Here is a 20,380-nt window from a genome sequence, read left to right as displayed (position 1 = left end):
GCAAGTGCTACAAAAGCAAGCAGCAAAGCTACCAGCACTAAAGCAGTGAAGGGCGCGCCTTTAACTGAGGCTGAATTGCTCAAAATGTCCGACAAGGATTACATGAATGCTGCCCAGTTAGATTTTTTCCGTCAAAAGTTGCTGACCTTGAAAGATGACATTTTAAAAAATGCATCAGAAACAACTGAACATCTGCGTGAAAATATTTTGGTGCCAGATCCAGCGGATCGTGCCACGATTGAAGAAGAGCATGCCTTGGAATTGCGGACTCGGGATCGCGAGCGCAAGTTATTGAAAAAAGTTGAGCAAGCGCTTGGCCGAATTGAGTCTGGCGACTATGGTTGGTGCGAAGAAACGGGTGAGCCTATTGGCCTGAACCGCTTAATTGCAAGACCCACGGCCAATTTGTCGCTTGAGGCCCAAGAGCGTCGTGAGCTCCGTCAAAAGCTATTTGGTGAATAAACACGCTGAGCAATGACTAAGCATTTAACAACTATTGGCGATATCTCACCCTTATTAAAGGCGGAGATTCTTGCTGAGGCTTTGCCCTACATTCGCGCGTATCACGGCAAAACCATCGTTATTAAATACGGTGGGAATGCAATGGTTGAGGAGCGACTAAAAGAAAGCTTTGCGCGCGACGTAATTTTGTTGAAATTGGTTGGCATGAATCCTGTGGTGGTTCATGGTGGTGGTCCACAAATTGATGAAGCCCTAAAAAAGATTGGCAAGACGGGAACATTTATTCAGGGCATGCGCGTTACTGATGAAGAAACCATGGAAGTAGTTGAGTGGGTTCTCGGTGGTGAGGTCCAGCAGGATATCGTGATGTTGATAAACCATTTTGGCGGCCAAGCGGTTGGCTTAACTGGTAAGGATGGCGGCTTGATTCACGCGAAGAAAATGATGATTCCAAGCGATACAGAGCCAGGCAAGAAAGTCGATATTGGTTTCGTTGGCGAGATCGAAGCAATTAATCCAGCGGTAGTTAAAGCATTGCAAGACGATGCATTTATTCCGGTGATTTCGCCAATTGGTTTTAGTGCAGAAGGTCAGGCATACAACATTAATGCTGATTTGGTCGCTGGTAAGATGGCAGAGATACTGCATGCGGAAAAATTAGTCATGATGACGAATATTCCGGGTGTAATGGATAAAGATGGAAAGTTGTTGACGGACCTGACTGCTAGAGAGATAGATGGCTTGTTTGCAGATGGCACTATTTCAGGTGGGATGTTGCCAAAAATTTCCTCTGCTTTAGATGCAGCCAAGAGCGGAGTAAATTCGGTACACATAATTGATGGCCGTATTGAACATTCTTTGTTATTAGAAATTTTGACTGAACAAGCTTTTGGAACGATGATTCGTTCTAGATAAATAGATGACGATGCACGAATCCATAGAACCAGCAGAAATTGACAGCAATGTCGATGCTGGGAAGACACGCAAGCGCCCTCGCCCAGGTGAGCGCCGCCTGCAGATTCTGCAAGTATTGGCGGAGATGCTGCAAAACCCAAAGGGTGAGCGTGTTACTACTGCGGCTTTAGCAGCCAAGATCGATGTATCGGAGGCCGCCCTATACAGACACTTTGCGAGTAAGGCGCAAATGTTTGAGGGTTTGATTTCATTTATTGAGCAAACTGTTTTCGGCTTAATTAATCAAATTAATCAAAAAGAAGAGTCTGGCCTTGCTCAGGCTCGCGGTATTTTGCAAATGCTTTTGTTTTTTGCAGAAAAAAACCCTGGAATGACCCGCGTATTATTGGGAGACGCCTTATTGCAAGAGGATGATCGTTTGCAAGAGCGTATTACCCAAGTATTGGATCGTGTTGAAGCTTCTCTTAAGCAAGCGTTGCGTATCGCCCAAACTCAAGATGGGGCATGGTCAAAGTTGGGTCAAGAAGAAGTGAGTATTCGCGCTGCCATGTTGATGAGTTTTGTATTGGGTCGCTGGCATCGTTTTGCACGTAGCGGTTTTAAAAAGCTACCAACAGATGCTTCTGACGTTAGTTTGCGTCTTCTGCTCTCAGAATGAGCGAGTTAAACCTCTCTAGAAATACTATCCACTTTGCCGAGCCGCTTCCTTTGCAAAGTGGCGCCATGTTATCGGGATATGACTTGGTTATTGAAACCTATGGCAAGCTCAATGCTGATAAAAGTAATGCGGTACTCATTTGCCACGCATTAAATGCTTCCCATCATGTAGCAGGACCAAGTCCTGATAATCCTGAGGATATAGGTTGGTGGGACAACATGATTGGGCCCGGTAAACCGGTCGATACCAATCATTTTTTTGTGATCGGCGTGAATAATTTGGGATCATGTTTTGGATCCACAGGGCCAATGAGCTTAAGCCCTGCTACAGGTAAGCCATATGGAGCCGATTTCCCAGTAGTCACAGTTGAAGATTGGGTCAATACCCAAGCTCGCCTTGCAGATAAATTAGGTATTCGGAAATTTGCGGCAGTCATGGGTGGAAGCTTGGGTGGTATGCAGGCATTAGCCTGGGCTATTCAGTTTCCAAAGCGTCTTGATCATTGCATTGTGATTGCCTCTACTCCAAAGTTAAGCGCGCAGAATATAGCCTTCAATGAAGTAGCTCGCAATGCTATTTTGTCTGATCCTGATTTTCATGGCGGCAATTATTACGAGCATGGTGTGGTGCCCAAACGCGGTTTGCGTTTAGCTCGCATGGTTGGTCATATCACTTATTTATCCGATGATGATATGGCCGAAAAGTTTGGCCGTGAGCTACAACGCCCGCATGGTGAATCTAATGATTATCGATTTAGTTTCGATGTGGAATTTGAGGTTGAGAGCTACTTACGTCATCAGGGAGATAAGTTCTCAACTTATTTTGATGCCAATACATATTTACTTATTACCAGAGCATTAGATTATTTCGACCCTGCGCGCCGTTCAGATGGAAGTCTTAATCGAGCCTTGTCCGAAGTGCTGGCAAAATTTTTGGTGGTGAGTTTTTCAACAGATTGGCGTTTTCCTCCTAACCGCAGTCGCGAAATTGTCCAGTCTTTGCTTAGCAATAAAAGTGAAGTTACCTATGCTGAAATCGATGCACCCCATGGGCACGACGCCTTCTTGCTAGATGATGATCGTTATCACAACCTAGTACGTGCATATTTCAAGCGGATGCGTGAGGTTCAATCATGAGCAATCTGAATAAACGCGCTGATTTTTCTGCAATTGCCAATTGGATTGCCCCAAATAGTCAGGTGCTAGATCTAGGTTGCGGCGATGGTAGTTTTTTAGAGTTCTTGCAAAGACAAAAGCCCGTGCACGCATATGGCGTTGAGATTGATGATGCAAGAGTGCTATCTTGCGTTCAAAAGGGCTTAAATGTCATTCAGCAAGACCTAGAAGGTGGCCTTGCGCTATTTGAAGACAATAGCTTTGATATGGTTGTGTTATCCCAGACTGTACAAACGATTCATCAAACTGAAAAGATCTTGCGTGAAATTGTGCGCGTTGGAAAAGAATCCATTGTGTCTTTTCCAAACTTTGGTCATTGGTCTCACCGATTGGCGGTTGCACTCGGCCGTATGCCTGTATCAAAGAGTTTGCCTTATCAGTGGTACAACACCCCGAATGTGCGTGTGCTAACGGTTGCCGACTTTGAAAAATTAGCATCCAGCCTAGGACTTAAAGTCGTTGATCAATTTATTTTGCATGATGGTCGTCAGGTGACATTAATGCCAAATCTTTTTGGCAGTCTTGCATTATTTCGCGTACGCCGCGCTTAAAACAAAAGCATCTAGGTGTTTTCCACCATTCAATCTTGGTTAAAAGACTTTCGGGTGTATCTCGAATGGTCTTGCATAAGAATGTTATTTCTAGGTTTCTCAGCAGGCCTACCCCTTTTATTAATTCTAGGAACTTTAAGTTTTTGGCTTCGCGAAGCGGGGATTGATCGCAGCACGATTGGTTACTTGACTTGGGTAGGTTTGATTTATGCATTCAAATGGGTGTGGGCTCCATTGGTTGATCGAGTGCAAATCCCGCTTTTAACAACGCTATTGGGCCGCAGAAGAAGTTGGTTGATATTGGCACAAGCTTTGATCATCCTGGGTTTGTTAGGTATGTCTACCTTAGATCCAAAAATTGCTCTGAATGCCATGGTTTGGTGTGCTCTGATGGTGGCGTTTGGTTCTGCCACTCAAGACATTGCTCTAGATGCATTTCGAATTGAATCAGCCGATAGCGATCATCAAGCAGCGCTTGCAGCCACCTATCAAACGGGTTATCGATTGGCCCTCATCTGGGCTGGTGCAGGTGTTTTGTGGCTAGCAGCAAGAGCTGAAACGGGCAGCGGTTACGAAGCTAATGCTTGGCAGTTTGCTTATCTTTGTATGGCCGCATCGATTGGCGTTGGGGTTCTGACAACCTTATTTAGCAAAGAGCCTGCTCGTTATGAGTTGGCTAAGGCGCGCAATGCAAAAGCATGGCTTTATCAAACTTTGATTGAACCTTTCGCTGAATTTATTCGTCGCTATCGTTGGCATGCCATATTAATTTTGTCTCTCATCGCGATCTATCGTATTAGCGATGTAGTGATGGGCATTATGGCCAACCCATTTTATGTTGATATGGGTTACACAAAAGATGAGGTTGCTGCTGTAAGTAAAGTATTTGGTGTGGTGATGACTCTCGTCGGCGCCTTTGTAGGCGGGGTTCTCACGCTGCGATTCGGCGTTCTCAGAATTCTATTTGTAGGCGCCGTGTTATCAGCCGTAAGCAATTTGCTGTTCGCATGGCTTGCCCATCAGGGGCATGATTTGCATGGTTTGATTTGGGTGATTTCAGCAGATAATTTGAGCTCTGGAATTGCTAGCTCAGCATTCATCGCATTTCTCTCGTCGCTCACAAATATTCGTTACTCAGCAACCCAATATGCCTTATTTAGTTCCATGATGCTGTTGTTGCCAAAGTGGCTGGCTGGTTTTTCTGGAGTCTTTGTTGATCACTTTGGATACTCCGCCTTTTTCTATGGCACAGCCATTATCGGTCTGCCGGTATTGTTGTTAATTTGGGTGACCATGCGCTTTCAAATCGTGCAGACCAAAAAGGATGGCGAATAGTTTTTAAAGCTTCCAGTCGTAATCTACTGTTAGCGGCGCATGATCAGAAAAACGTTCATCTTTATACACAGTTGTTTTCTTGGCCGCTGCAGCAATCTCAGGAGTGCTGATTTGATAATCGATGCGCCACCCAACGTTTTTCGCATAAGCTTGGCCGCGATTGCTCCACCATGTGTAGCAAGCTTCGCTAGCCTTGGGCTCTAGTTTGCGATAGACATCGACATAACCCACTTGATCAAACAACTTGCTTAGCCAAGCGCGCTCTTCGGGCAAAAAGCCTGAGTTCTTAAGATTGCCTTTCCAGTTTTTTAAATCGATTTCATGGTGGGCAATATTGACGTCACCACAGAGCACAATTTCACGCCCAGATTTTTTAAGCTTGACGAGATGTGGCATGAAGCTATCGAGGTAACGATATTTAGCTTCTTGTCGTTCAGCAGAGCTTGATCCTGATGGCATGTATACCGAGATCACCGACAGGTTTTTGAAACGGGCTTCAACGTAACGCCCTTCGGCATCAAACTCTTCATTACCGTATCCATAGAGCACATCATCAGGTTGATGCCGGGTGTAGATGCCACATCCGCTATAGCCCTTTTTCTCGGCATGATGAAAGAAGCCATGTAGTCCATCGGGTTTCAAAATAGCATCTTCTAAATCATCACGCTGAGCCTTGAGCTCTTGCATACAGATGAAGTCCGCCTTTTGTTTCATGGCCCAAGGTAGAAAGCCTTTTTTAACTGCAGAACGGATACCGTTGAGGTTCGCGGAAATGATGCGTAACATGTAGGTCTATGAGCTCAAATAATTCAAATCAAGATAACTTTATTCGTTTTGCCTTAGAGGCAAAGGTTTTGTCCTTTGGGGAGTTTAAAACCAAAGCTGGCAGGCTCTCTCCATATTTCTTTAATGCTGGCGAATTTAATGATGGAGCTCGTTTGGGCGCGCTAGGGCGTTACTATGCCAAGGCTTTGGTAGAGTCCAAAATTTCTTTCGACATGTTGTATGGCCCAGCATATAAAGGAATTACGCTTGCTGCTGCAACTGCCATTGCTTTGGCAAATGATGGAATGAATGTTCCTTATGCTTATAACCGCAAAGAAGCCAAGGACCATGGTGAGGGCGGTATGCTAGTTGGTGCCCGAGTAAAGGGCAAGGTCATTATTGTTGATGACGTAATTTCAGCAGGCACTTCAGTTCGAGAGTCTGTGGACCTTATTCGTAAAGCGGGCGCAGAACCTGCCGCTGTATTAATTGCCTTAGATCGGATGGAAAGATCGGGTAACGCCACTGATATTGGAGATAAGTCGGCGGTCCAGGCTGTTGAACAAGAGTTTGGTTTGCCAGTCATCTCAATTGCAAACTTGAATGGCTTGATGTCATTTTTAACTGCATCTAGTGATGCTCGGTTAACCGCCTATTTACCAGCTGTAAAGGCGTATCGACAAAAATACGGCGTTTAAGATCAAGAGCAGTTAACCTGCTCTTTAGATTTCTGCTTCGCCTTCAAAAACAGTAACAGCTGGCCCGGTCATGATGACGGGTTGAGCTATCTTATTAGCAAATCCACCCCACGCAATATGTAGGTCGCCACCACGTGTGTGTACCGTTACTGGTGAATCTAACAACCCTCTGCGAATACCTGAAACTACCGCAGCACAAGCGCCAGTTCCGCAGGCCAAGGTTTCACCGGCGCCACGTTCATAAACACGCAATGCAATTTCATTGCGGCTCATGATTTGCATATAGCCCGCATTTACTTTTTTAGGAAAGGCCGCATGTTTTTCAATTTCAGGGCCCTCTTCTATGACGGGGGCGCTGGCAATATCGCCAACCACTTGAACTGCATGGGGGTTACCCATTGATAAGACGCCTACAAAACTGTCGTGTACCGCGGGATGATTTAGGGGTAGAGCAAAAAGAATTTCCTGAAATTCTTGTAAGCTAGCCAAGCCACTTGCATTAAATGGAATTTGGTCATGCTCAAAAATTGGAGCGCCCATATTTACTTCGACCTGCCCATCGGGATGTGATTTCAGAGTAAGCACGGTGTGGGCTACCTGAACACGCAGAGGGTTTTTATTCGATAGACCTTGATCTTGAACAAAGCGTACAAAGCAACGTGAGCCATTGCCGCATTGCTCTACTTCTCCGCCATCTGCATTAAAAATGCGATACCGAAAATCGGCGTCATCACGCGTTGATTTTTCAACCAAAAGAATTTGATCAGCGCCAATACCAAATTGACGGTGCGCTAAGGCTTGCCATTGCGCGCGGGTGATATTGCTTAAATCTTGATCGATACCATTAAGCACAATGAAATCGTTGCCTGCACCATGCATTTTGGTGAAGCGTAATTTGCGCTTGGAGTTGCTTGGAGTAGAGCTCAAAATGATCCATTAATCGTAAAGGCTTGGTTCGCCAGGAGGGCGATGCTTAAAGCGCTTATGCACCCAATAGTACTCCGCTGGCGTTTCTCGAACAAGCGCCTCAATATATTGATTGAGGCTAGCAGTGTCTTTTTCAACATCATCACTTGGGAAATTTGGCAGTGGGGCACTGATATGGCAGGTATAGCCTTTGCGATCATGGTTTAGTCTTGTGGTCATTAAACAAACCTCAGCTCCACTCAGTCTCGCTAAGCGTGATACAGAAGTGATGGTGTTTGTTTGAATTCCAAAGAAAGGCACAAATACAGAATCACGTGGCCCTAAGTCGATATCTGGAGCTATAAAAATAAAATTTCCAGTTTGGATTTCTCGTATCAGATCGCGCAATCGACTCTGTCTCTCAATAGACTTGCCACCAAAGCGATTTCTCCATTCAATCATCTTTTGATTAAAAAATGGATTTTTCATTTTTTGATAAAGCCCCGCACCTTTTGGCCAATCATGTTGGCTGGCTAATACAGATAGCGCCATGAAACCGCCCTCAAGACCAACAAAATGTGGGTTGATGAGGAGTCGAGGTTTGCGATCGCCAAGCGTGATAGCGGATTTAATTGTTACGATGTCGGTAATTTGTTTTCCGCTTCCTAACCAAATTCTGCTTCTTTCCAAAACGCTACGACCAAATAATTTCCAGTGCTCAAGCGCTAGCGAATCAATTTCTTTTTCATTGAGATTGGGAAAGCACAATCGCAAATTGGTTTTGATGACTTTTGAGCGACTATTGGGAATATGTGCCGCGAGCCAGCCAAGACCGTAGCCAGTGTAGATCGTGATGCTGTAGGGAAGAAAGGCAAATAAGCGCAATAGACTAAGCGCTAAAAAATTAAAAAGGTTCGAGAGCCATTCCATGCTACAAAATAATAATATTCTTTATGTGCTGGGCGGCAATTCTGCACCTAACGGATGCTTATAGCGGTTGTATGACCAAATAAATTGCTCAGGAGCAACTAAGACAGCATTTTCAATGGCGATATTGAGCTCAGCAGCTGCGATGGTGGCGTCTTCGCTAAAAGGCGCAAGACGCTTTGCTTGCATTACCCAGCCCTTACCCATGCCCTTACGTTTTGCCGTAAACATCACCACGGGAGTATTGTTGCGATTTGCGAGGCGCGCAGGTAGTGGCGTGGTGTAAGCAGGGCGACCAAAGAATGGTACCCATACCCCTTCACCACCACTCGGTACTTGATCGGGAAGAATGCCAATTGCCTCACCCCGTGTAAGTGCCCTTGTCATTTGCCTAACGCCATTGAGGTTGGTAGGCACGAAATGCATATTAGGATACGCACGGCCTTCTTCTACTACTTCATTCAACCATTCTTGGCGTGATGGGCGATACAGAATCGTCGCTGGAAAATGTCTTGCTAATACTCTCGGAATAATTTCAAAGCCGCCTAAATGGGGGGTGAGCATGACTAAACCATGGCCCTCTTGTATCGCACTTTCTACTAAATCCCAGTTTTGAATTTCTACTAAGTTGAGAGCTTTTTGTGGATTTCGCCAAATCCACAGGCTATCTGAAAAGAGCATTCCGGAGGCGCGCACTGCTTCCCAAAGCTTGAGAGGTAAATTGCGTGTTTTGACTACCGCTTCGTATTGAGGTCTAAATAATGAGCGATACTGCTTTGATCCCAGGTAGGCAAGAAGCCCTAAAAAAGCACCTAATGCCTGTACTGCTGCCAAGGGCAGCGCAGCAGCAATATTGAGGCCAATCTTTAAGAGGAGTTTTCGCACCCTCCAATGATATTCAATGCTGTCGGTAAGACCAAATTTCACGATGTCTTGATGAATATGGACTTTTTCAGATAGAATTGCACCATCGCTGAGTTAAGACAACTTGCAGGGCGATCCAAAAATTCTGCTAAAGCGTCGCCGTTGTGGTTCCAGGCACGTCGAGTTGTCCGATTGATCGTGTTAATTTTTAAAGGAATATGCAATGGCAAATGATTACTTCTTTACCTCAGAATCTGTTTCTGAAGGTCATCCCGATAAAGTAGCAGACCAAATCTCTGATTCAATTCTTGATGCCATCTTGGCGCAAGATCCAACTGCACGTGTTGCGGCAGAAACTTTGTGCAACACTGGCTTAGTTGTATTGGCTGGCGAGATTACTACCAATGCAAACGTTGACTACATTCAAGTTGCACGCAATACCTTGCGTGAAATCGGCTATGACAACACTGCCTATGGTATCGATTACAAAGGTTGTGCTGTACTGGTTGCATATGACAAGCAAAGTCCCGATATTGCTCAAGGCGTTGATAAGGCCCACGATGATGGCTTGGACCAAGGTGCTGGCGACCAAGGATTAATGTTTGGTTACGCTTGTGATGAAACTGCAGAGCTTATGCCTTTGCCAATTCATTTATCGCATCGCTTGGTTGAGCGTCAGTCACAATTGCGTCGTGATGGTCGCTTAACTTGGTTGCGTCCCGATGCCAAGTCACAAGTTACTTTGCGTTATGTCGATGGCAAACCTGATTCTATTGATACTGTTGTGCTGTCTACTCAGCATGACGAAGATATTTCATTGGAAAAATTGCGTGAGGCAGTGGTAGAGGAAATTATTAAGCCAGTATTGCCTAAGCATTTGATCAAAGGCGCGATTAATTTCTTGGTCAACCCAACAGGCCGTTTTGTAATCGGTGGCCCACAAGGGGATTGCGGTTTAACTGGTCGCAAAATTATTGTAGATACCTATGGCGGCGCTGCTCCGCATGGTGGCGGCGCGTTCTCTGGAAAAGATCCATCAAAAGTTGATCGTTCAGCCGCTTACGCTGGTCGTTATGTAGCAAAAAATGTGGTCGCCGCAGGTTTGGCAAGTAAGTGCTTAATCCAAATCTCATATGCGATTGGTGTTGCAAAGCCTACTTCAGTAATGGTGAGTACATTTGGCACTGGCAAGATTTCTGATGAGAAGATTTCGCAACTCGTATCAGAACATTTTGATTTGCGTCCAAAAGGCATTGTGAAGATGCTCAATCTCTTGCGTCCGATTTACCGCAAAACTGCTGCCTATGGGCACTTTGGACGCGAAGAGCCAGAATTTTCTTGGGAGCAGACAGACAAGGCGGCTGCATTGCGCGCAGCTGCAGGTTTATAAGCCCCATTCATTGAATTAAGGCTTAAAAATCAGTTTTAAGATGTATTGAGGCGAAATATGGCGAAATTGATTACAATTTCGCCATACCTTCAAGGAGCGTTGCAAGGATTGTCAATTTGGCACATCCCCAGGCTTGAAGGGGCAAATGCTTTAAGGATTTGCTAATTGCAACTGCGCTCGCTAACCCATGATTCAACGGCTAGCGAGTTTGGACTCCAGCGTTGGATCGTATTTAGCTGGAGCATGATATGAATACCGTTTCTGATTTCAATTTAAAAGACTTTGTTGCAACTCGTTGCGCAATTGCAGATATTTCTTTGGCTGATTTTGGTCGCAAAGAAATCGCGATTGCTGAAACTGAGATGCCTGGCTTAATCGCTATTCGCGATGAGTTTGCCGCTCAACAGCCATTACGTGGCGCGCGCATTACAGGCTCTTTGCACATGACTATTCAAACTGCGGTATTGATCGAGACGCTTGAAGCGCTTGGTGCAGAAGTGCAATGGGCTTCATGCAATATTTTTTCTACACAGGACCACGCTGCTGCAGCGATTGCTGCCAATGGCACGCCAGTATTTGCAATCAAAGGCGAGACGCTTGAGCAGTACTGGGATTTCACTCATCGTATTTTTGAATGGGCTGATGGTGGCTATACCAATATGATTTTGGATGATGGTGGCGATGCTACTTTGTTGTTGCATCTAGGCGCTCGTGCAGAAAAAGATCAGGCGTGCTTGAATCATCCAACCAGTGAAGAAGAGACTATTCTCTTTGCTGCCATTAAGAAGAAGTTGGCACAAGATCCAACTTGGTACTCCACTCGCTTAGAGAAGGTAAAAGGTGTTACTGAGGAAACAACTACTGGTGTACATCGTTTGTATCAAATGTTTGCCAAAGGCGATTTGAAGTTCCCAGCTATCAACGTTAATGACTCTGTAACCAAGAGCAAGTTCGACAATCTTTATGGTTGCCGTGAGTCTTTGGTTGACGCAATCAAGCGAGCTACTGATGTCATGGTGGCCGGTAAGGTGGCAGTAGTTTGCGGTTATGGTGACGTAGGTAAGGGTTCTGCACAGGCCTTGCGTGCCTTGTCTGCACAGGTATGGGTAACAGAAGTTGATCCAATTTGCGCACTTCAAGCGGCTATGGAAGGCTATCGTGTTGTTACGATGGATTACGCCGCTGACAAGGCAGATATTTTTGTATCAGCAACAGGTAACTACCATGTGATTACGCATGACCACATGGTGAAGATGAAGGATCAGGCGATTGTTTGTAACATTGGCCACTTTGATAACGAGATCGATGTTGCTGGTATTGAGAAATACAGATGGGAAGAAATTAAGCCGCAAGTGGATCATGTGATTTTCCCTGCGACGAATGGTATGCCAGAGAAACGTTTAATTATCTTGGCTAAAGGTCGTTTGGTGAACTTGGGTTGTGGCACTGGTCACCCTTCTTATGTAATGAGTTCTTCATTTGCCAATCAAGTGATTGCTCAGATCGAATTGTGGAATGCAGTTGGTACGAATAAGTATCCAATTGGTGTCTACACTCTGCCTAAGCATTTGGATGAGAAGGTGGCGCGCTTGCAGTTGAAGAAGTTGAATGCACAATTGACCGAATTAACAGATCAGCAAGCTGCATATATTGGCGTCACTAAAGAGGGTCCATATAAACCTGAGCACTATCGTTATTAATCTGCTGTCAGAGATCTAGGCCCCAATCATGGAATTAAGCGTTGAATTCTTTCCTCCAAAAACACCTGAAGGTGAGAATAAATTGCATCTGGTGCGCAAGTGTTTCACAGAAACGCTTAAGCCCTCGTTTTATTCTGTGACTTTTGGGGCTGGCGGCTCTACTCAGTCAGGTACGTTGAAAGTGGTCAGTGATATTCATGCCGCTGGGGCAGCTGTTGCTCCGCACTTGTCCTGTGTGGGCAGCTCGCGTGAAAGCGTTCGTGAAATGCTGAAGCAATACCAAGCCCTAGGGGTAAAGCGAATCGTTGCACTTCGCGGTGATTTACCGTCAGGCATGGGTCAGTATGGTGAATTTCATCACGCTAATGAATTGGTGGAGTTTATTCGTGCAGAAACGGGTGATTGGTTCCATATTGATGTAGCCGCTTATCCCGAAACGCATCCTCAAGCAAAATCTCCCGCAAGCGATATCGATTTCTTTGTGCAAAAAATGAAGGCAGGGGCAAACTCGGCAGTTACCCAGTATTTCTATAACAGTGATGCTTACTTTCGTTTTGTCGATGAAGCCTATGATTTAGGAGTCACTCAGCCGATCATCGCTGGGATCATGCCGATTACCAACAGCAGTCAGCTTTTGCGTTTCTCAGATGCTTGTGGTGCAGAGATACCCCGCTGGATTCGTTTGCGACTCCAGTCATATGGTGATGACATAGCCTCCATACGTGCATTTGGTGAGGAGGTTGTAACAGACTTATGCGATCAGTTGCTTACTGCTGGTGCACCAGGACTACATTTTTATTCTTTAAATCAAGCGGATGCCGTACTGGCTATTGCAGACAACTTAGAGTTGACGAGCTAAAGTTAACGAAGTAAACCTGATTCGGTGAGCAACATATCTAAGGGCTCATCATGAGTTTGAGCAGACCACTGCACATCATCGAGTTCTTGCCAATTAAATCCAATCCCAACGCAAACTAGCTTGGGATTTTTTTTGCGTAACAACGATAGGGTTCGATCAAAATAACCGCCGCCATAGCCCAGCCTCCAATAGAGTGATTTGCCATCTACGAATGAGCGTGACCAACCAACACAGGGGATGAAGATGCAGTCTGGATTGATGGCCGGCCTACTTTGATTGCTGGGAATAGGCTCAGGAACCCCATGTTGACTCGGGATCAGGCTATCGCCATCATGCCATTCATAAAATTCCAGGTGTTTGTCTGGGCGGGCATAGGGCAGCGCTAAGCGGCGACCTTCATCGTCACTAGCCCAATTGAGCAAGGGGGGTCTGATGTCAGGCTCATCTTGAATTGGCCAATATAGGGCAATTGAACGGATAAGTTTGGCTTCATTCCGTAGAAATTCATGAACTCCATGAATGAGGCGCTCGTTTATTTGAGCGAAAGATCGACCCGTAGCAAATTCTTTACGTTGTTTTAATAATTCTTGTCGCAGAGTTTTTGTCGAATTACTGTGCATAACAAGCATTATCGGGCGAAAATTAAAAAATATAGTAGATAAGGTTAGATAGTGAATAAAACGCGTCAAATTCTAAAGGGGCATTTCGCCTGTTGGGCAGGGTTATTGGCTCTGGGGGCGGCTCTTGCTATGCCAAGCGCATATGCAGAAAAAACCAAAAAACCGAAGATGCCCAAATCTTATGAAAGTAAAGTGGCGCCAGCAGAAATCACCGATACAGATCGAATGTTTATAGATTTGCGGGAGGCTGCCAAAAAGAATGATGTATTTAGAACGCAGCAATTATCTTCCGCGTTGGTGGGCTACCCATTCGATGACTATGTGACGTATTTTCGGATCAAACCTCAAATGTTTGATAGTGCAGGCAATCCCCGAAATGATAGTACCGTTGATTCACAGGTAGTGGCATTCTTGAACCAGTATCAAGGAACTGCATTGGCAGATCGCATGCGGAACGATTGGTTATTGGTGCTTGGTAAACGTAAAGATTGGGCGCGTTTTGATGCGGAGTATGCCAAGTTTGTATTGGATGATGACACTCAGGTGAAGTGCTATTCACTGTTGTCTAAATTGTCGCAAGGAGAAAACCCAACAAAGCTAGCCGTCGATTCACGCTCAGTACTTTTAGACCCAAGCTACTTTGGTCAGGCTTGCCAAGAATTGGTTCCTGAATTAGTAGTAGCGGGAGGTATGACACCAAGTGAGGCCAAAGCAATTGGTCGCGCTGCAAGTGAAAAAGGGTATGACACGATGGCTCGACGCCTTGGCGGCGATGATCCAATAGGCGAAATTGTAAAGTCCGCAAGATCCGATCCAGCAAAAGCATACCGCGATTTTTTGCAAACCTCATCACGTTTTAGTAAAGAAAACCAAGCGCTTGCTTGGGGTGTGATTGGGCAATTTCTGGCAAAGAAGCTCGATCCCAATGCTGATGATGCTTATCGAATGCAGCAGGATCTTGGTTACAACGAGTTGCTATCTGTGGAGTCGCAGGAGTGGAAAGTGCGCGCTGCCTTGCGTGCAAAAGATTGGGTTCTAGTCAAGAATGCGATTAATGGGATGAATCCAGTAGTAAGAAGCAAAGATCCTGCATGGGCCTATTGGTATGGCCGTGCTTTAAAGGTTGAGGGTCAAGAAGCAAAAGCAAAAGAAAGTTTTGAGCTGATTGCAGATCAATATAACTTTTATGGTCAATTGGCTCGTGAGGAGCTGGGCAGACCAAATCATCCACCTAGTCGTACTAAAGTAACGGATCAAGAAATTGATGCAATGGCAAGCCGTAAAGGATTTGCGCGCGGTGATCGTCTTTATGCAATGAATTTACGATTTGAGGGTAATCGTGAATGGAATTGGGAGCTCCGTAATATGACGGATAGGCAGTTACTAGCTGCTGCAGAGTATGCCAAGCGTATTCATTTGTATGATCGCGTTGTAAATACTGCAGATCGGACAAAGCTAGAGCATGATTTTCATTTGCGCTATCCCACCCCTTTTCGCGATGAACTCTCTCCAATCGCAAGGCAGATTGATTTAAATCTTGCTTGGGCATACGGACTTATTCGCCAAGAATCGCGTTTCATCATGAATGCGTCATCTTCGGTGGGTGCTTCTGGGCTCATGCAGGTAATGCCCAATACCGCCAAGTATGTTGCCAAGAAAATTGGTATGACTAATTACACGAACGATAAATTAAGCGACACAAATACAAATTTGACCTTGGGAAGTAACTACCTCAATATGGTATTGATCGATTTGGATGGTTCCTGGGTATTGGCATCTGCAGCCTATAACGCTGGACCATCTCGATCCAAGGCTTGGCGAGAAAAGCTTACTGGCCCAACGGAGGGCGCGATTTTTGCCGAAACCATTCCATTTAATGAAACGCGCACGTATGTAAAAAATGTGATGTCTAATGCAAATTACTATTCATCGGTATTGAATGGTCAGACACAGTCATTAAAACAACGATTAGGTGTGATTACACCTAAAGCCGCAACTCAATCTGAGCTGCCCTAGATTGTTATAGGAGCTTTTTATGCAATATGACATTTTGCTAATCGGTGGAAATGGTTTTGTGGGTAGGGTGTTAGCAGCGCAATTGCAGTTGGCTGGTTACTCAGCATTAATTCCAACAAGCCACCCATCAACGGGTCGTGAATTGCGGATGTTACCCAAGATTTATATTGAAGAGGCAAATATTCACGAGTTTGATGCCTTGCAATCTTTGTGTTCAAGGATTAAGCCAAATGGCGCAGTGATTAATCTGGTGGGTGTTTTGCATGACAAACCAGCGCATCCTTATGGCAAGATCTTTAAATCTGCCCACCTTGAGTTGCCTAAAAATATTATTACCGCAATGCAGTTGCATGGCTTGAAAAGATATTTGCATATGAGCGCACTTGGTGCAGACTCTAATGGGCCCTCGATGTATCAGCGGAGTAAAGGCGATGGCGAGTTAGCGGTTAAAGCCAGTAATTTGGATTGGACTATTTTTAGACCATCTGTCATTTTTGGTTCTCAAGATCAATTTATAAATTTATTTGCCAAACTCACACAGCTTTTGCCATTAATGCCACTGGCCAATCATCAAGCAAAGTTTCAGCCAGTGAGTGTTGATGATGTAGCAAGCGCTTTTGTAAAAGCACTAGCAATGCCGCAAACAATCCACCAGACTTATGATTTGGTTGGCCCTAAGATATTTACGATGCAAGAGATTGTGGAGTTAGCCAAACGAAAAGCGAAAACTTCCTGTTGGATTATTCCTGTTCCAGCGTTTGTAGGTTATCTACAGGCGCTGGCATTTGAATTTTTACCTGGACCCACGCTTATGTCTCGAGACAATATTGCGTCTATGCAATTGCCAAATATTCTCCCTGAGGGCGGTATCGATTCCTTAACGCAAGTTTTTAAAGTGAGTCGCCATCATCTAGAAAGCATTTTGAGATGAAAATCTACGCCGTTGGCGGAGCAATCCGTGATGCTTTAATGGGATTGCCTGTTCACGATATTGATTATGTAGTGGTGGGCTCAAGCGTAGAGGAAATGCTTGCTAAAGGCTTTCGTCCCGTGGGCAAAGATTTCCCAGTTTTTTTACATCCTGATACTCAAGCTGAGTACGCCTTAGCTCGCACTGAGCGCAAAACTGGTAGGGGTTATAAAGGCTTTCATTTTTTTGCTGACCCATCTGTGACCCTAGAGCAAGATTTGCAACGTCGTGATCTAACGATTAATGCAATGGCTCAGGAGCTTGGCGAAGATGGGAGCTTACAAGGCCCTATCTTGGATCCCTATAACGGTCAACAGGATTTAGCTGCGAAAGTTTTTAGGCATGTTTCAGATGCGTTTGCTGAAGATCCTCTTCGCCTATTGCGTATTGCTCGATTTGCTGCGCGGTTTCCAGGTTTCAGCATTGCTGAAGAGACGATGCGTGCACTAAAAGCTATTGTTCAGGCAGATGAATTGCGAGCATTATCTGCGGAACGTATTTGGCAAGAGTTAGCTAGAGGGCTGGTTGCAGATAAGCCCATGCATATGTTTCAGGTTTTACTCAACACAGGGGCTGCAAAAACGCTATTAGCGCCAACGCTTGTAGCTCAACTATCGCAAGAAGATTTTCGTGAAGCGCTGTTAGCTCATTTGCACTTAGCAGGGAGTTCATTGGAGGAGCGTTGCGCTATTGTGTTGATGCATGTTCCCGCAGCAGAGATTCGTTCATGGGCTGATTGTGTTCGAATGCCAGTAGAGGTTCGTGACTTCAGTGAAATCTTTAGTGAGCTATTGGTGCTAATTAGTAAGAGCCAACAGAGCTTTCAGGCTGTGGATGTATTAGCATGGTTCAATCGCGCAGATGTCTGGCGTAAGCCCGATCGCGGACAAGCCTTGCTGAATCTTGCTCAGCAACTTGATTTCAATGTGTTGCCATTAATAAAGGCAATGCGCAATGCGCAGGCGCTTAATGCTGCGGAAGTGATAGCAGGAGTTGCTGCTGAAGATCGTTCAAATGGTGAGCGTATCGGTAGTGCATTTGAGGTGGCAAGATTAGCCGCAATTACAGCGGCCCTTCAGAACTAAATTTCTAAAGTCTGTTTAAAGCCGATTTCTGCCGCGCAATCCTGGCAAGTCTTCTAGAGTATGACCTGGGAGTAGTTGCTCTAGGTTTTTGGAAAAAGCAAAGGCTTTAAATAATTCACCCATCTCAGCTTCTGATAAAAGCTTTTGTAATGCATTAGAGATTGGAAGAAATGTTTCTGGATTACTAGGGTCGCCGATTTCGAGCGCAATATCGCCAATGCCAGCATCTAAAAGATAGGCAGCCTGATTGGTTAAATAAACATCATCAGCATTTTCCGCTAAGGCGGCGCGTGCAATTTGCGACCACTCAACATGAGTGGTTAGATCACACAACCCGGGTAAATAAAATGGATCTTGAATGGCATGATGTCGATGGTGTGCTATCAGCGTTCCTTCAATTCTCTGTGAGTGGTAGTACTCGCTCTCTGGAAAGCCATAATCAAACGTTAGAAATAATCCACTATGCAAATGTTTGGCAATCTGATGCATCCAAGCAATTGCTGGGGTGTGTAATTCAGTGACATATCCTTCGGGAAAGGTATTGGTCAGCAATGTTTCAGTAAGCAGGTCTTGCTCAACAGGCGTGCCTGATTTCCAAATCAGTGCATTGTTTTCAAAAGCAACGCCGTGCCAATACCAAAAACCATTTTTATAAATGATGGCATCACATGGTATTGCATCAATCACTTCATTTGCCAAAATGATGCCAGAGTAATTTTTTGGTAGATCGTTTAACCACTCGCACTGGGTTGGTATATTGAGTTCCTGAGTAGTCTTGCGGATATGCTTTTCTTGTCGTTGGGATAAGTCAGGAGAGATTTCAATAATGCTGTAGGCATCCAAGATGAATTCGAGATCTCGGAGACGAGTCAGTATGGATGTGGCTAACTTGCCAGTGCCGGCGCCGAACTCCAATATTTGAGTTGGTAAGCCTTGACGTTTGAGGCCTTCAAGGATGGGGATCAATGTTGAGCAAACGGCAGCCCCAAATAAGGAGCTGAGTTCAGGGGCGGTTGTGAAGTCCCCGCCCAGGCCCAATTTGTGCGCCCCAGCGCTGTAATAGCCCATTCCAGGCTCATAAAGAGCCATCTCCATATAGCGAGAAAAAGGCACCCACCCACCCTGGGAGGCGATCTGAGAGGCTATTTTTGCCTGGAGAAGCTCGCTATGCTCCTTTTCAAGGCTGGTCAAGGTAATATCCATAGCTCGCTAGTCTAAGAGAATTTAATTGAGCCCGAGTTCTACCCACCCTTCAGAGCACCAAAAAGCAGTTTTAGTGACTGGCGCTGGTAAGCGCTTAGGTCGAGAAATTGCTTTGCAGTTTGCCCGCCAAGGATGGGATGTGGCAGTTCATTATGGACGTTCTCAACTAGAGGCCGAGAAAACCGTAGCGGAAATTCAGGGTCTTGGCATGAGATCTAGCGCATTTCAGGCAGACTTGGCGATCGAGAATTCTGTTGGGAGTTTGTTTGCTGAAGTTAGTCGGCAATTTCCTCATTTGCACTGTTTAGTTAACAGCGCCTCGATTTTTCAATATGACCGCGCTAATTCCAACACGCCTTTGAGTGGTAAATCTTTGTTGGATCATTTGCAGGTCAATTTGCTAGCTCCTATTTTGTTGGCGCAATGTATGTTTGCATTTCAAAAAGAAAAAAAGCAAACGCCCGATGTAGTTCCATCTGTAATTCAGTTGCTTGATCAAAAGCTAATTAATCTCAATCCCGATTATTTGTCTTACACATTATCAAAGGCAGCCCTTGCTTCCTCAGTTGAAGCTTTAGCAATGGATTTTGCCCCTTACCTCAGAGTTGTTGGTTTGGCACCAGGCATTACTTTGCTATCAGGGGATCAATCGCAACAAGGTTTCACACAAGCCCATAAAATGACGCCTTTGGGTAAATCTTCTACGCCTGCTGATATTGCGAGTGCTGCTGTATTTTTGGCTAATGCCAACGCTATTACTGGAACCACTCTTTATGTAGATGGTGGCCAACACTTATTACCCTCATCACGTGATGTGATGTTTAAAACTAACTAAGTACCCGAACTGAGCATTCAGAAAAAATTCCCATTTATGCACGCCATTCTTTCGCATCCCGCCTTAATCGATTGTCGCCGTTTATTTTTACGTGACTACGAGATCTATATCAATATTGGTGTTCATGACTTTGAAAAGAAAGCAGAACAACGTGTGATTTTGAATGTGGATTTATACATTCCTCTTTCAATGAATACGCCAACGCACGATCAATTGAGTGAGGTAGTTGATTACGACTTTATGCGTGAAACGATTAAAGAGCGTGCATCCAAGGGGCATATCCAGCTTCAAGAAACTTTCTGCGATGAAATTGCATCCGCAATGTTGGCTCATCCGAAGGTTTTGGCAGCTCGGGTAAGCACGTCTAAACCCGATGTCTATCCAGACTGTCATTCGGTTGGCGTCGAAGTATTTCGAATCAAGCAGTCTTGAGTATTGCAAATGAG

The 20,380-nt window shown here is 45.0% G+C and carries 21 protein-coding genes and 1 riboswitch; of the genes, 15 read left to right on the top strand and 6 right to left on the bottom strand.

The window, feature by feature from the left end; all coding sequences use genetic code 11:
* Positions 1–84: 84 nt before the first annotated feature.
* Genes dksA through NHB34_RS09680 form a run of 6 tightly spaced genes read left to right on the top strand, consistent with a single transcriptional unit; the run spans position 85 to position 5,096 of the window.
* The gene (gene dksA / locus NHB34_RS09705) at positions 85–462 is read left to right on the top strand and encodes an RNA polymerase-binding protein DksA (protein WP_173956792.1); all 378 of its coding nucleotides are present in this window, start codon (positions 85–87) and stop codon (positions 460–462) included.
* A gap of 12 nt (positions 463–474) precedes the next feature.
* Positions 475–1,377 (top strand): acetylglutamate kinase, encoded by a 903-nt coding sequence (argB, locus tag NHB34_RS09700; RefSeq protein WP_353427436.1) that lies wholly within the window; start codon positions 475–477, stop codon positions 1,375–1,377.
* Between the two features lie 10 nt (positions 1,378–1,387).
* Complete coding sequence (gene slmA, locus NHB34_RS09695) at positions 1,388–2,035, top strand: nucleoid occlusion factor SlmA (protein WP_353427435.1); 648 nt, start codon at positions 1,388–1,390, stop codon at positions 2,033–2,035.
* The gene (locus tag NHB34_RS09690; protein WP_353427434.1) at positions 2,032–3,171 is read left to right on the top strand and encodes a homoserine O-acetyltransferase; all 1,140 of its coding nucleotides are present in this window, start codon (positions 2,032–2,034) and stop codon (positions 3,169–3,171) included. The genes slmA and NHB34_RS09690 overlap by 4 nt, the downstream gene beginning before the upstream one ends.
* Positions 3,168–3,761, top strand: coding sequence for a methionine biosynthesis protein MetW (metW, locus tag NHB34_RS09685; RefSeq protein ID WP_353427432.1), 594 nt, complete (start codon positions 3,168–3,170; stop codon positions 3,759–3,761). Before NHB34_RS09690 ends, metW begins: the two co-directional genes overlap by 4 nt.
* Positions 3,762–3,776: 15 nt before the next feature.
* A complete protein-coding gene (locus NHB34_RS09680; protein ID WP_353427431.1) occupies positions 3,777–5,096 on the top strand; it encodes an MFS transporter in 1,320 nt (439 codons plus the stop codon).
* A gap of 3 nt (positions 5,097–5,099) precedes the next feature.
* On the opposite strand, the gene NHB34_RS09675 is transcribed toward NHB34_RS09680, so the two are convergent.
* On the bottom strand, positions 5,100–5,882 hold the full coding sequence (locus tag NHB34_RS09675) for an exodeoxyribonuclease III (protein ID WP_353427430.1): 783 nt from the start codon (positions 5,880–5,882) through the stop codon (positions 5,100–5,102).
* An 8-nt stretch (positions 5,883–5,890) separates the two neighbouring features.
* On the opposite strand from NHB34_RS09675, the gene pyrE reads away from it, so the two are divergent.
* Positions 5,891–6,559, top strand: a complete 669-nt coding sequence (pyrE, locus tag NHB34_RS09670) for an orotate phosphoribosyltransferase (RefSeq protein ID WP_353427428.1) — start codon at positions 5,891–5,893, stop codon at positions 6,557–6,559.
* 24 nt (positions 6,560–6,583) lie between these two features.
* Here the strand turns inward: pyrE and dapF are convergent, their stop codons facing one another.
* From dapF to NHB34_RS09655, 3 genes are read right to left on the bottom strand one after another with little or no spacing between them, the layout of a single operon-like run.
* A complete protein-coding gene (gene dapF, locus NHB34_RS09665) occupies positions 6,584–7,438 on the bottom strand; it encodes a diaminopimelate epimerase (protein WP_353428592.1) in 855 nt (284 codons plus the stop codon).
* 57 nt (positions 7,439–7,495) lie between these two features.
* Complete coding sequence (locus NHB34_RS09660) at positions 7,496–8,395, bottom strand: lipid A biosynthesis acyltransferase (protein ID WP_353427427.1); 900 nt, start codon at positions 8,393–8,395, stop codon at positions 7,496–7,498.
* A gap of 21 nt (positions 8,396–8,416) precedes the next feature.
* Positions 8,417–9,319 (bottom strand): lysophospholipid acyltransferase family protein, encoded by a 903-nt coding sequence (locus NHB34_RS09655; protein WP_353427426.1) that lies wholly within the window; start codon positions 9,317–9,319, stop codon positions 8,417–8,419.
* A 160-nt stretch (positions 9,320–9,479) separates the two neighbouring features.
* On the opposite strand from NHB34_RS09655, the gene metK reads away from it, so the two are divergent.
* From metK to metF, 3 genes are all read left to right on the top strand, one after another.
* Positions 9,480–10,646, top strand: a complete 1,167-nt coding sequence (metK, locus tag NHB34_RS09650) for a methionine adenosyltransferase (protein ID WP_353427424.1) — start codon at positions 9,480–9,482, stop codon at positions 10,644–10,646.
* Between the two features lie 85 nt (positions 10,647–10,731).
* A riboswitch (S-adenosyl-L-homocysteine riboswitch) is annotated at positions 10,732–10,832 on the top strand.
* A gap of 62 nt (positions 10,833–10,894) precedes the next feature.
* Complete coding sequence (gene ahcY / locus NHB34_RS09645) at positions 10,895–12,346, top strand: adenosylhomocysteinase (RefSeq protein ID WP_353427423.1); 1,452 nt, start codon at positions 10,895–10,897, stop codon at positions 12,344–12,346.
* A 28-nt stretch (positions 12,347–12,374) separates the two neighbouring features.
* On the top strand, positions 12,375–13,205 hold the full coding sequence (metF, locus tag NHB34_RS09640; RefSeq protein ID WP_353427422.1) for a methylenetetrahydrofolate reductase [NAD(P)H]: 831 nt from the start codon (positions 12,375–12,377) through the stop codon (positions 13,203–13,205).
* Between the two features lie 2 nt (positions 13,206–13,207).
* On the opposite strand, the gene NHB34_RS09635 is transcribed toward metF, so the two are convergent.
* Entirely contained in the window at positions 13,208–13,825 is a 618-nt protein-coding gene (locus tag NHB34_RS09635; RefSeq protein WP_353427421.1) for a 5-formyltetrahydrofolate cyclo-ligase, read from the bottom strand.
* 129 nt (positions 13,826–13,954) lie between these two features.
* On the opposite strand from NHB34_RS09635, the gene NHB34_RS09630 reads away from it, so the two are divergent.
* From NHB34_RS09630 to NHB34_RS09620, 3 genes are read left to right on the top strand one after another with little or no spacing between them, the layout of a single operon-like run.
* Complete coding sequence (locus NHB34_RS09630) at positions 13,955–15,841, top strand: transglycosylase SLT domain-containing protein (RefSeq protein ID WP_353427420.1); 1,887 nt, start codon at positions 13,955–13,957, stop codon at positions 15,839–15,841.
* Positions 15,842–15,860: 19 nt separating this feature from the next.
* The gene (locus tag NHB34_RS09625; protein WP_353427419.1) at positions 15,861–16,772 is read left to right on the top strand and encodes a complex I NDUFA9 subunit family protein; all 912 of its coding nucleotides are present in this window, start codon (positions 15,861–15,863) and stop codon (positions 16,770–16,772) included.
* Positions 16,769–17,896, top strand: coding sequence for a polynucleotide adenylyltransferase (locus NHB34_RS09620; protein ID WP_353427418.1), 1,128 nt, complete (start codon positions 16,769–16,771; stop codon positions 17,894–17,896). The genes NHB34_RS09625 and NHB34_RS09620 overlap by 4 nt, the downstream gene beginning before the upstream one ends.
* Positions 17,897–17,911: 15 nt before the next feature.
* Here NHB34_RS09620 and NHB34_RS09615 read toward each other — a convergent pair whose 3' ends face one another.
* Positions 17,912–19,099 (bottom strand): SAM-dependent methyltransferase, encoded by a 1,188-nt coding sequence (locus tag NHB34_RS09615; RefSeq protein WP_353427417.1) that lies wholly within the window; start codon positions 19,097–19,099, stop codon positions 17,912–17,914.
* A 25-nt stretch (positions 19,100–19,124) separates the two neighbouring features.
* Between NHB34_RS09615 and NHB34_RS09610 the strand changes: the two genes are divergently transcribed.
* Together NHB34_RS09610 and NHB34_RS09605 are read left to right on the top strand one after the other, a co-directional pair.
* Positions 19,125–19,934 carry an SDR family oxidoreductase gene (locus NHB34_RS09610; protein ID WP_353427416.1) on the top strand — a complete coding sequence of 270 codons (810 nt, stop codon included), beginning with the start codon at positions 19,125–19,127 and terminating at the stop codon, positions 19,932–19,934.
* A gap of 36 nt (positions 19,935–19,970) precedes the next feature.
* The gene (locus NHB34_RS09605) at positions 19,971–20,366 is read left to right on the top strand and encodes a dihydroneopterin aldolase (protein WP_353427415.1); all 396 of its coding nucleotides are present in this window, start codon (positions 19,971–19,973) and stop codon (positions 20,364–20,366) included.
* Positions 20,367–20,380: the final 14 nt, after the last annotated feature.

Origin of the sequence: Polynucleobacter sp. MWH-UH19D, assembly GCF_040409795.1 — a bacterium.
Taxonomy (GTDB): domain Bacteria; phylum Pseudomonadota; class Gammaproteobacteria; order Burkholderiales; family Burkholderiaceae; genus Polynucleobacter.
The sequence above is the reverse complement of the archived record's forward strand: the minus strand, read 5'-3'. Positions and strand labels throughout refer to the sequence as shown.

What these genes read in the sequence shown, in the direction of transcription:
- NHB34_RS09605 (WP_353427415.1), top strand. Translation starts at nt 19,971, where the DNA reads ATGCACGCCATTCTTTCGCATCCCGCCTTAATCGATTGTCGCCGTTTA.
- NHB34_RS09625 (WP_353427419.1), top strand. Translation starts at nt 15,861, where the DNA reads ATGCAATATGACATTTTGCTAATCGGTGGAAATGGTTTTGTGGGTAGG.
- NHB34_RS09635 (WP_353427421.1), bottom strand. Translation starts at nt 13,825, where the DNA reads ATGCACAGTAATTCGACAAAAACTCTGCGACAAGAATTATTAAAACAA.
- NHB34_RS09615 (WP_353427417.1), bottom strand. Translation starts at nt 19,099, where the DNA reads ATGGATATTACCTTGACCAGCCTTGAAAAGGAGCATAGCGAGCTTCTC.
- dksA (WP_173956792.1), top strand. Translation starts at nt 85, where the DNA reads ATGTCCGACAAGGATTACATGAATGCTGCCCAGTTAGATTTTTTCCGT.
- ahcY (WP_353427423.1), top strand. Translation starts at nt 10,895, where the DNA reads ATGAATACCGTTTCTGATTTCAATTTAAAAGACTTTGTTGCAACTCGT.
- metF (WP_353427422.1), top strand. Translation starts at nt 12,375, where the DNA reads ATGGAATTAAGCGTTGAATTCTTTCCTCCAAAAACACCTGAAGGTGAG.
- NHB34_RS09660 (WP_353427427.1), bottom strand. Translation starts at nt 8,395, where the DNA reads ATGGAATGGCTCTCGAACCTTTTTAATTTTTTAGCGCTTAGTCTATTG.
- dapF (WP_353428592.1), bottom strand. Translation starts at nt 7,438, where the DNA reads ATGCATGGTGCAGGCAACGATTTCATTGTGCTTAATGGTATCGATCAA.
- NHB34_RS09630 (WP_353427420.1), top strand. Translation starts at nt 13,955, where the DNA reads ATGCCAAGCGCATATGCAGAAAAAACCAAAAAACCGAAGATGCCCAAA.
- metK (WP_353427424.1), top strand. Translation starts at nt 9,480, where the DNA reads ATGGCAAATGATTACTTCTTTACCTCAGAATCTGTTTCTGAAGGTCAT.
- argB (WP_353427436.1), top strand. Translation starts at nt 475, where the DNA reads ATGACTAAGCATTTAACAACTATTGGCGATATCTCACCCTTATTAAAG.
- pyrE (WP_353427428.1), top strand. Translation starts at nt 5,891, where the DNA reads ATGAGCTCAAATAATTCAAATCAAGATAACTTTATTCGTTTTGCCTTA.
- NHB34_RS09620 (WP_353427418.1), top strand. Translation starts at nt 16,769, where the DNA reads ATGAAAATCTACGCCGTTGGCGGAGCAATCCGTGATGCTTTAATGGGA.
- NHB34_RS09690 (WP_353427434.1), top strand. Translation starts at nt 2,032, where the DNA reads ATGAGCGAGTTAAACCTCTCTAGAAATACTATCCACTTTGCCGAGCCG.
- NHB34_RS09675 (WP_353427430.1), bottom strand. Translation starts at nt 5,882, where the DNA reads ATGTTACGCATCATTTCCGCGAACCTCAACGGTATCCGTTCTGCAGTT.
- slmA (WP_353427435.1), top strand. Translation starts at nt 1,388, where the DNA reads ATGCACGAATCCATAGAACCAGCAGAAATTGACAGCAATGTCGATGCT.
- metW (WP_353427432.1), top strand. Translation starts at nt 3,168, where the DNA reads ATGAGCAATCTGAATAAACGCGCTGATTTTTCTGCAATTGCCAATTGG.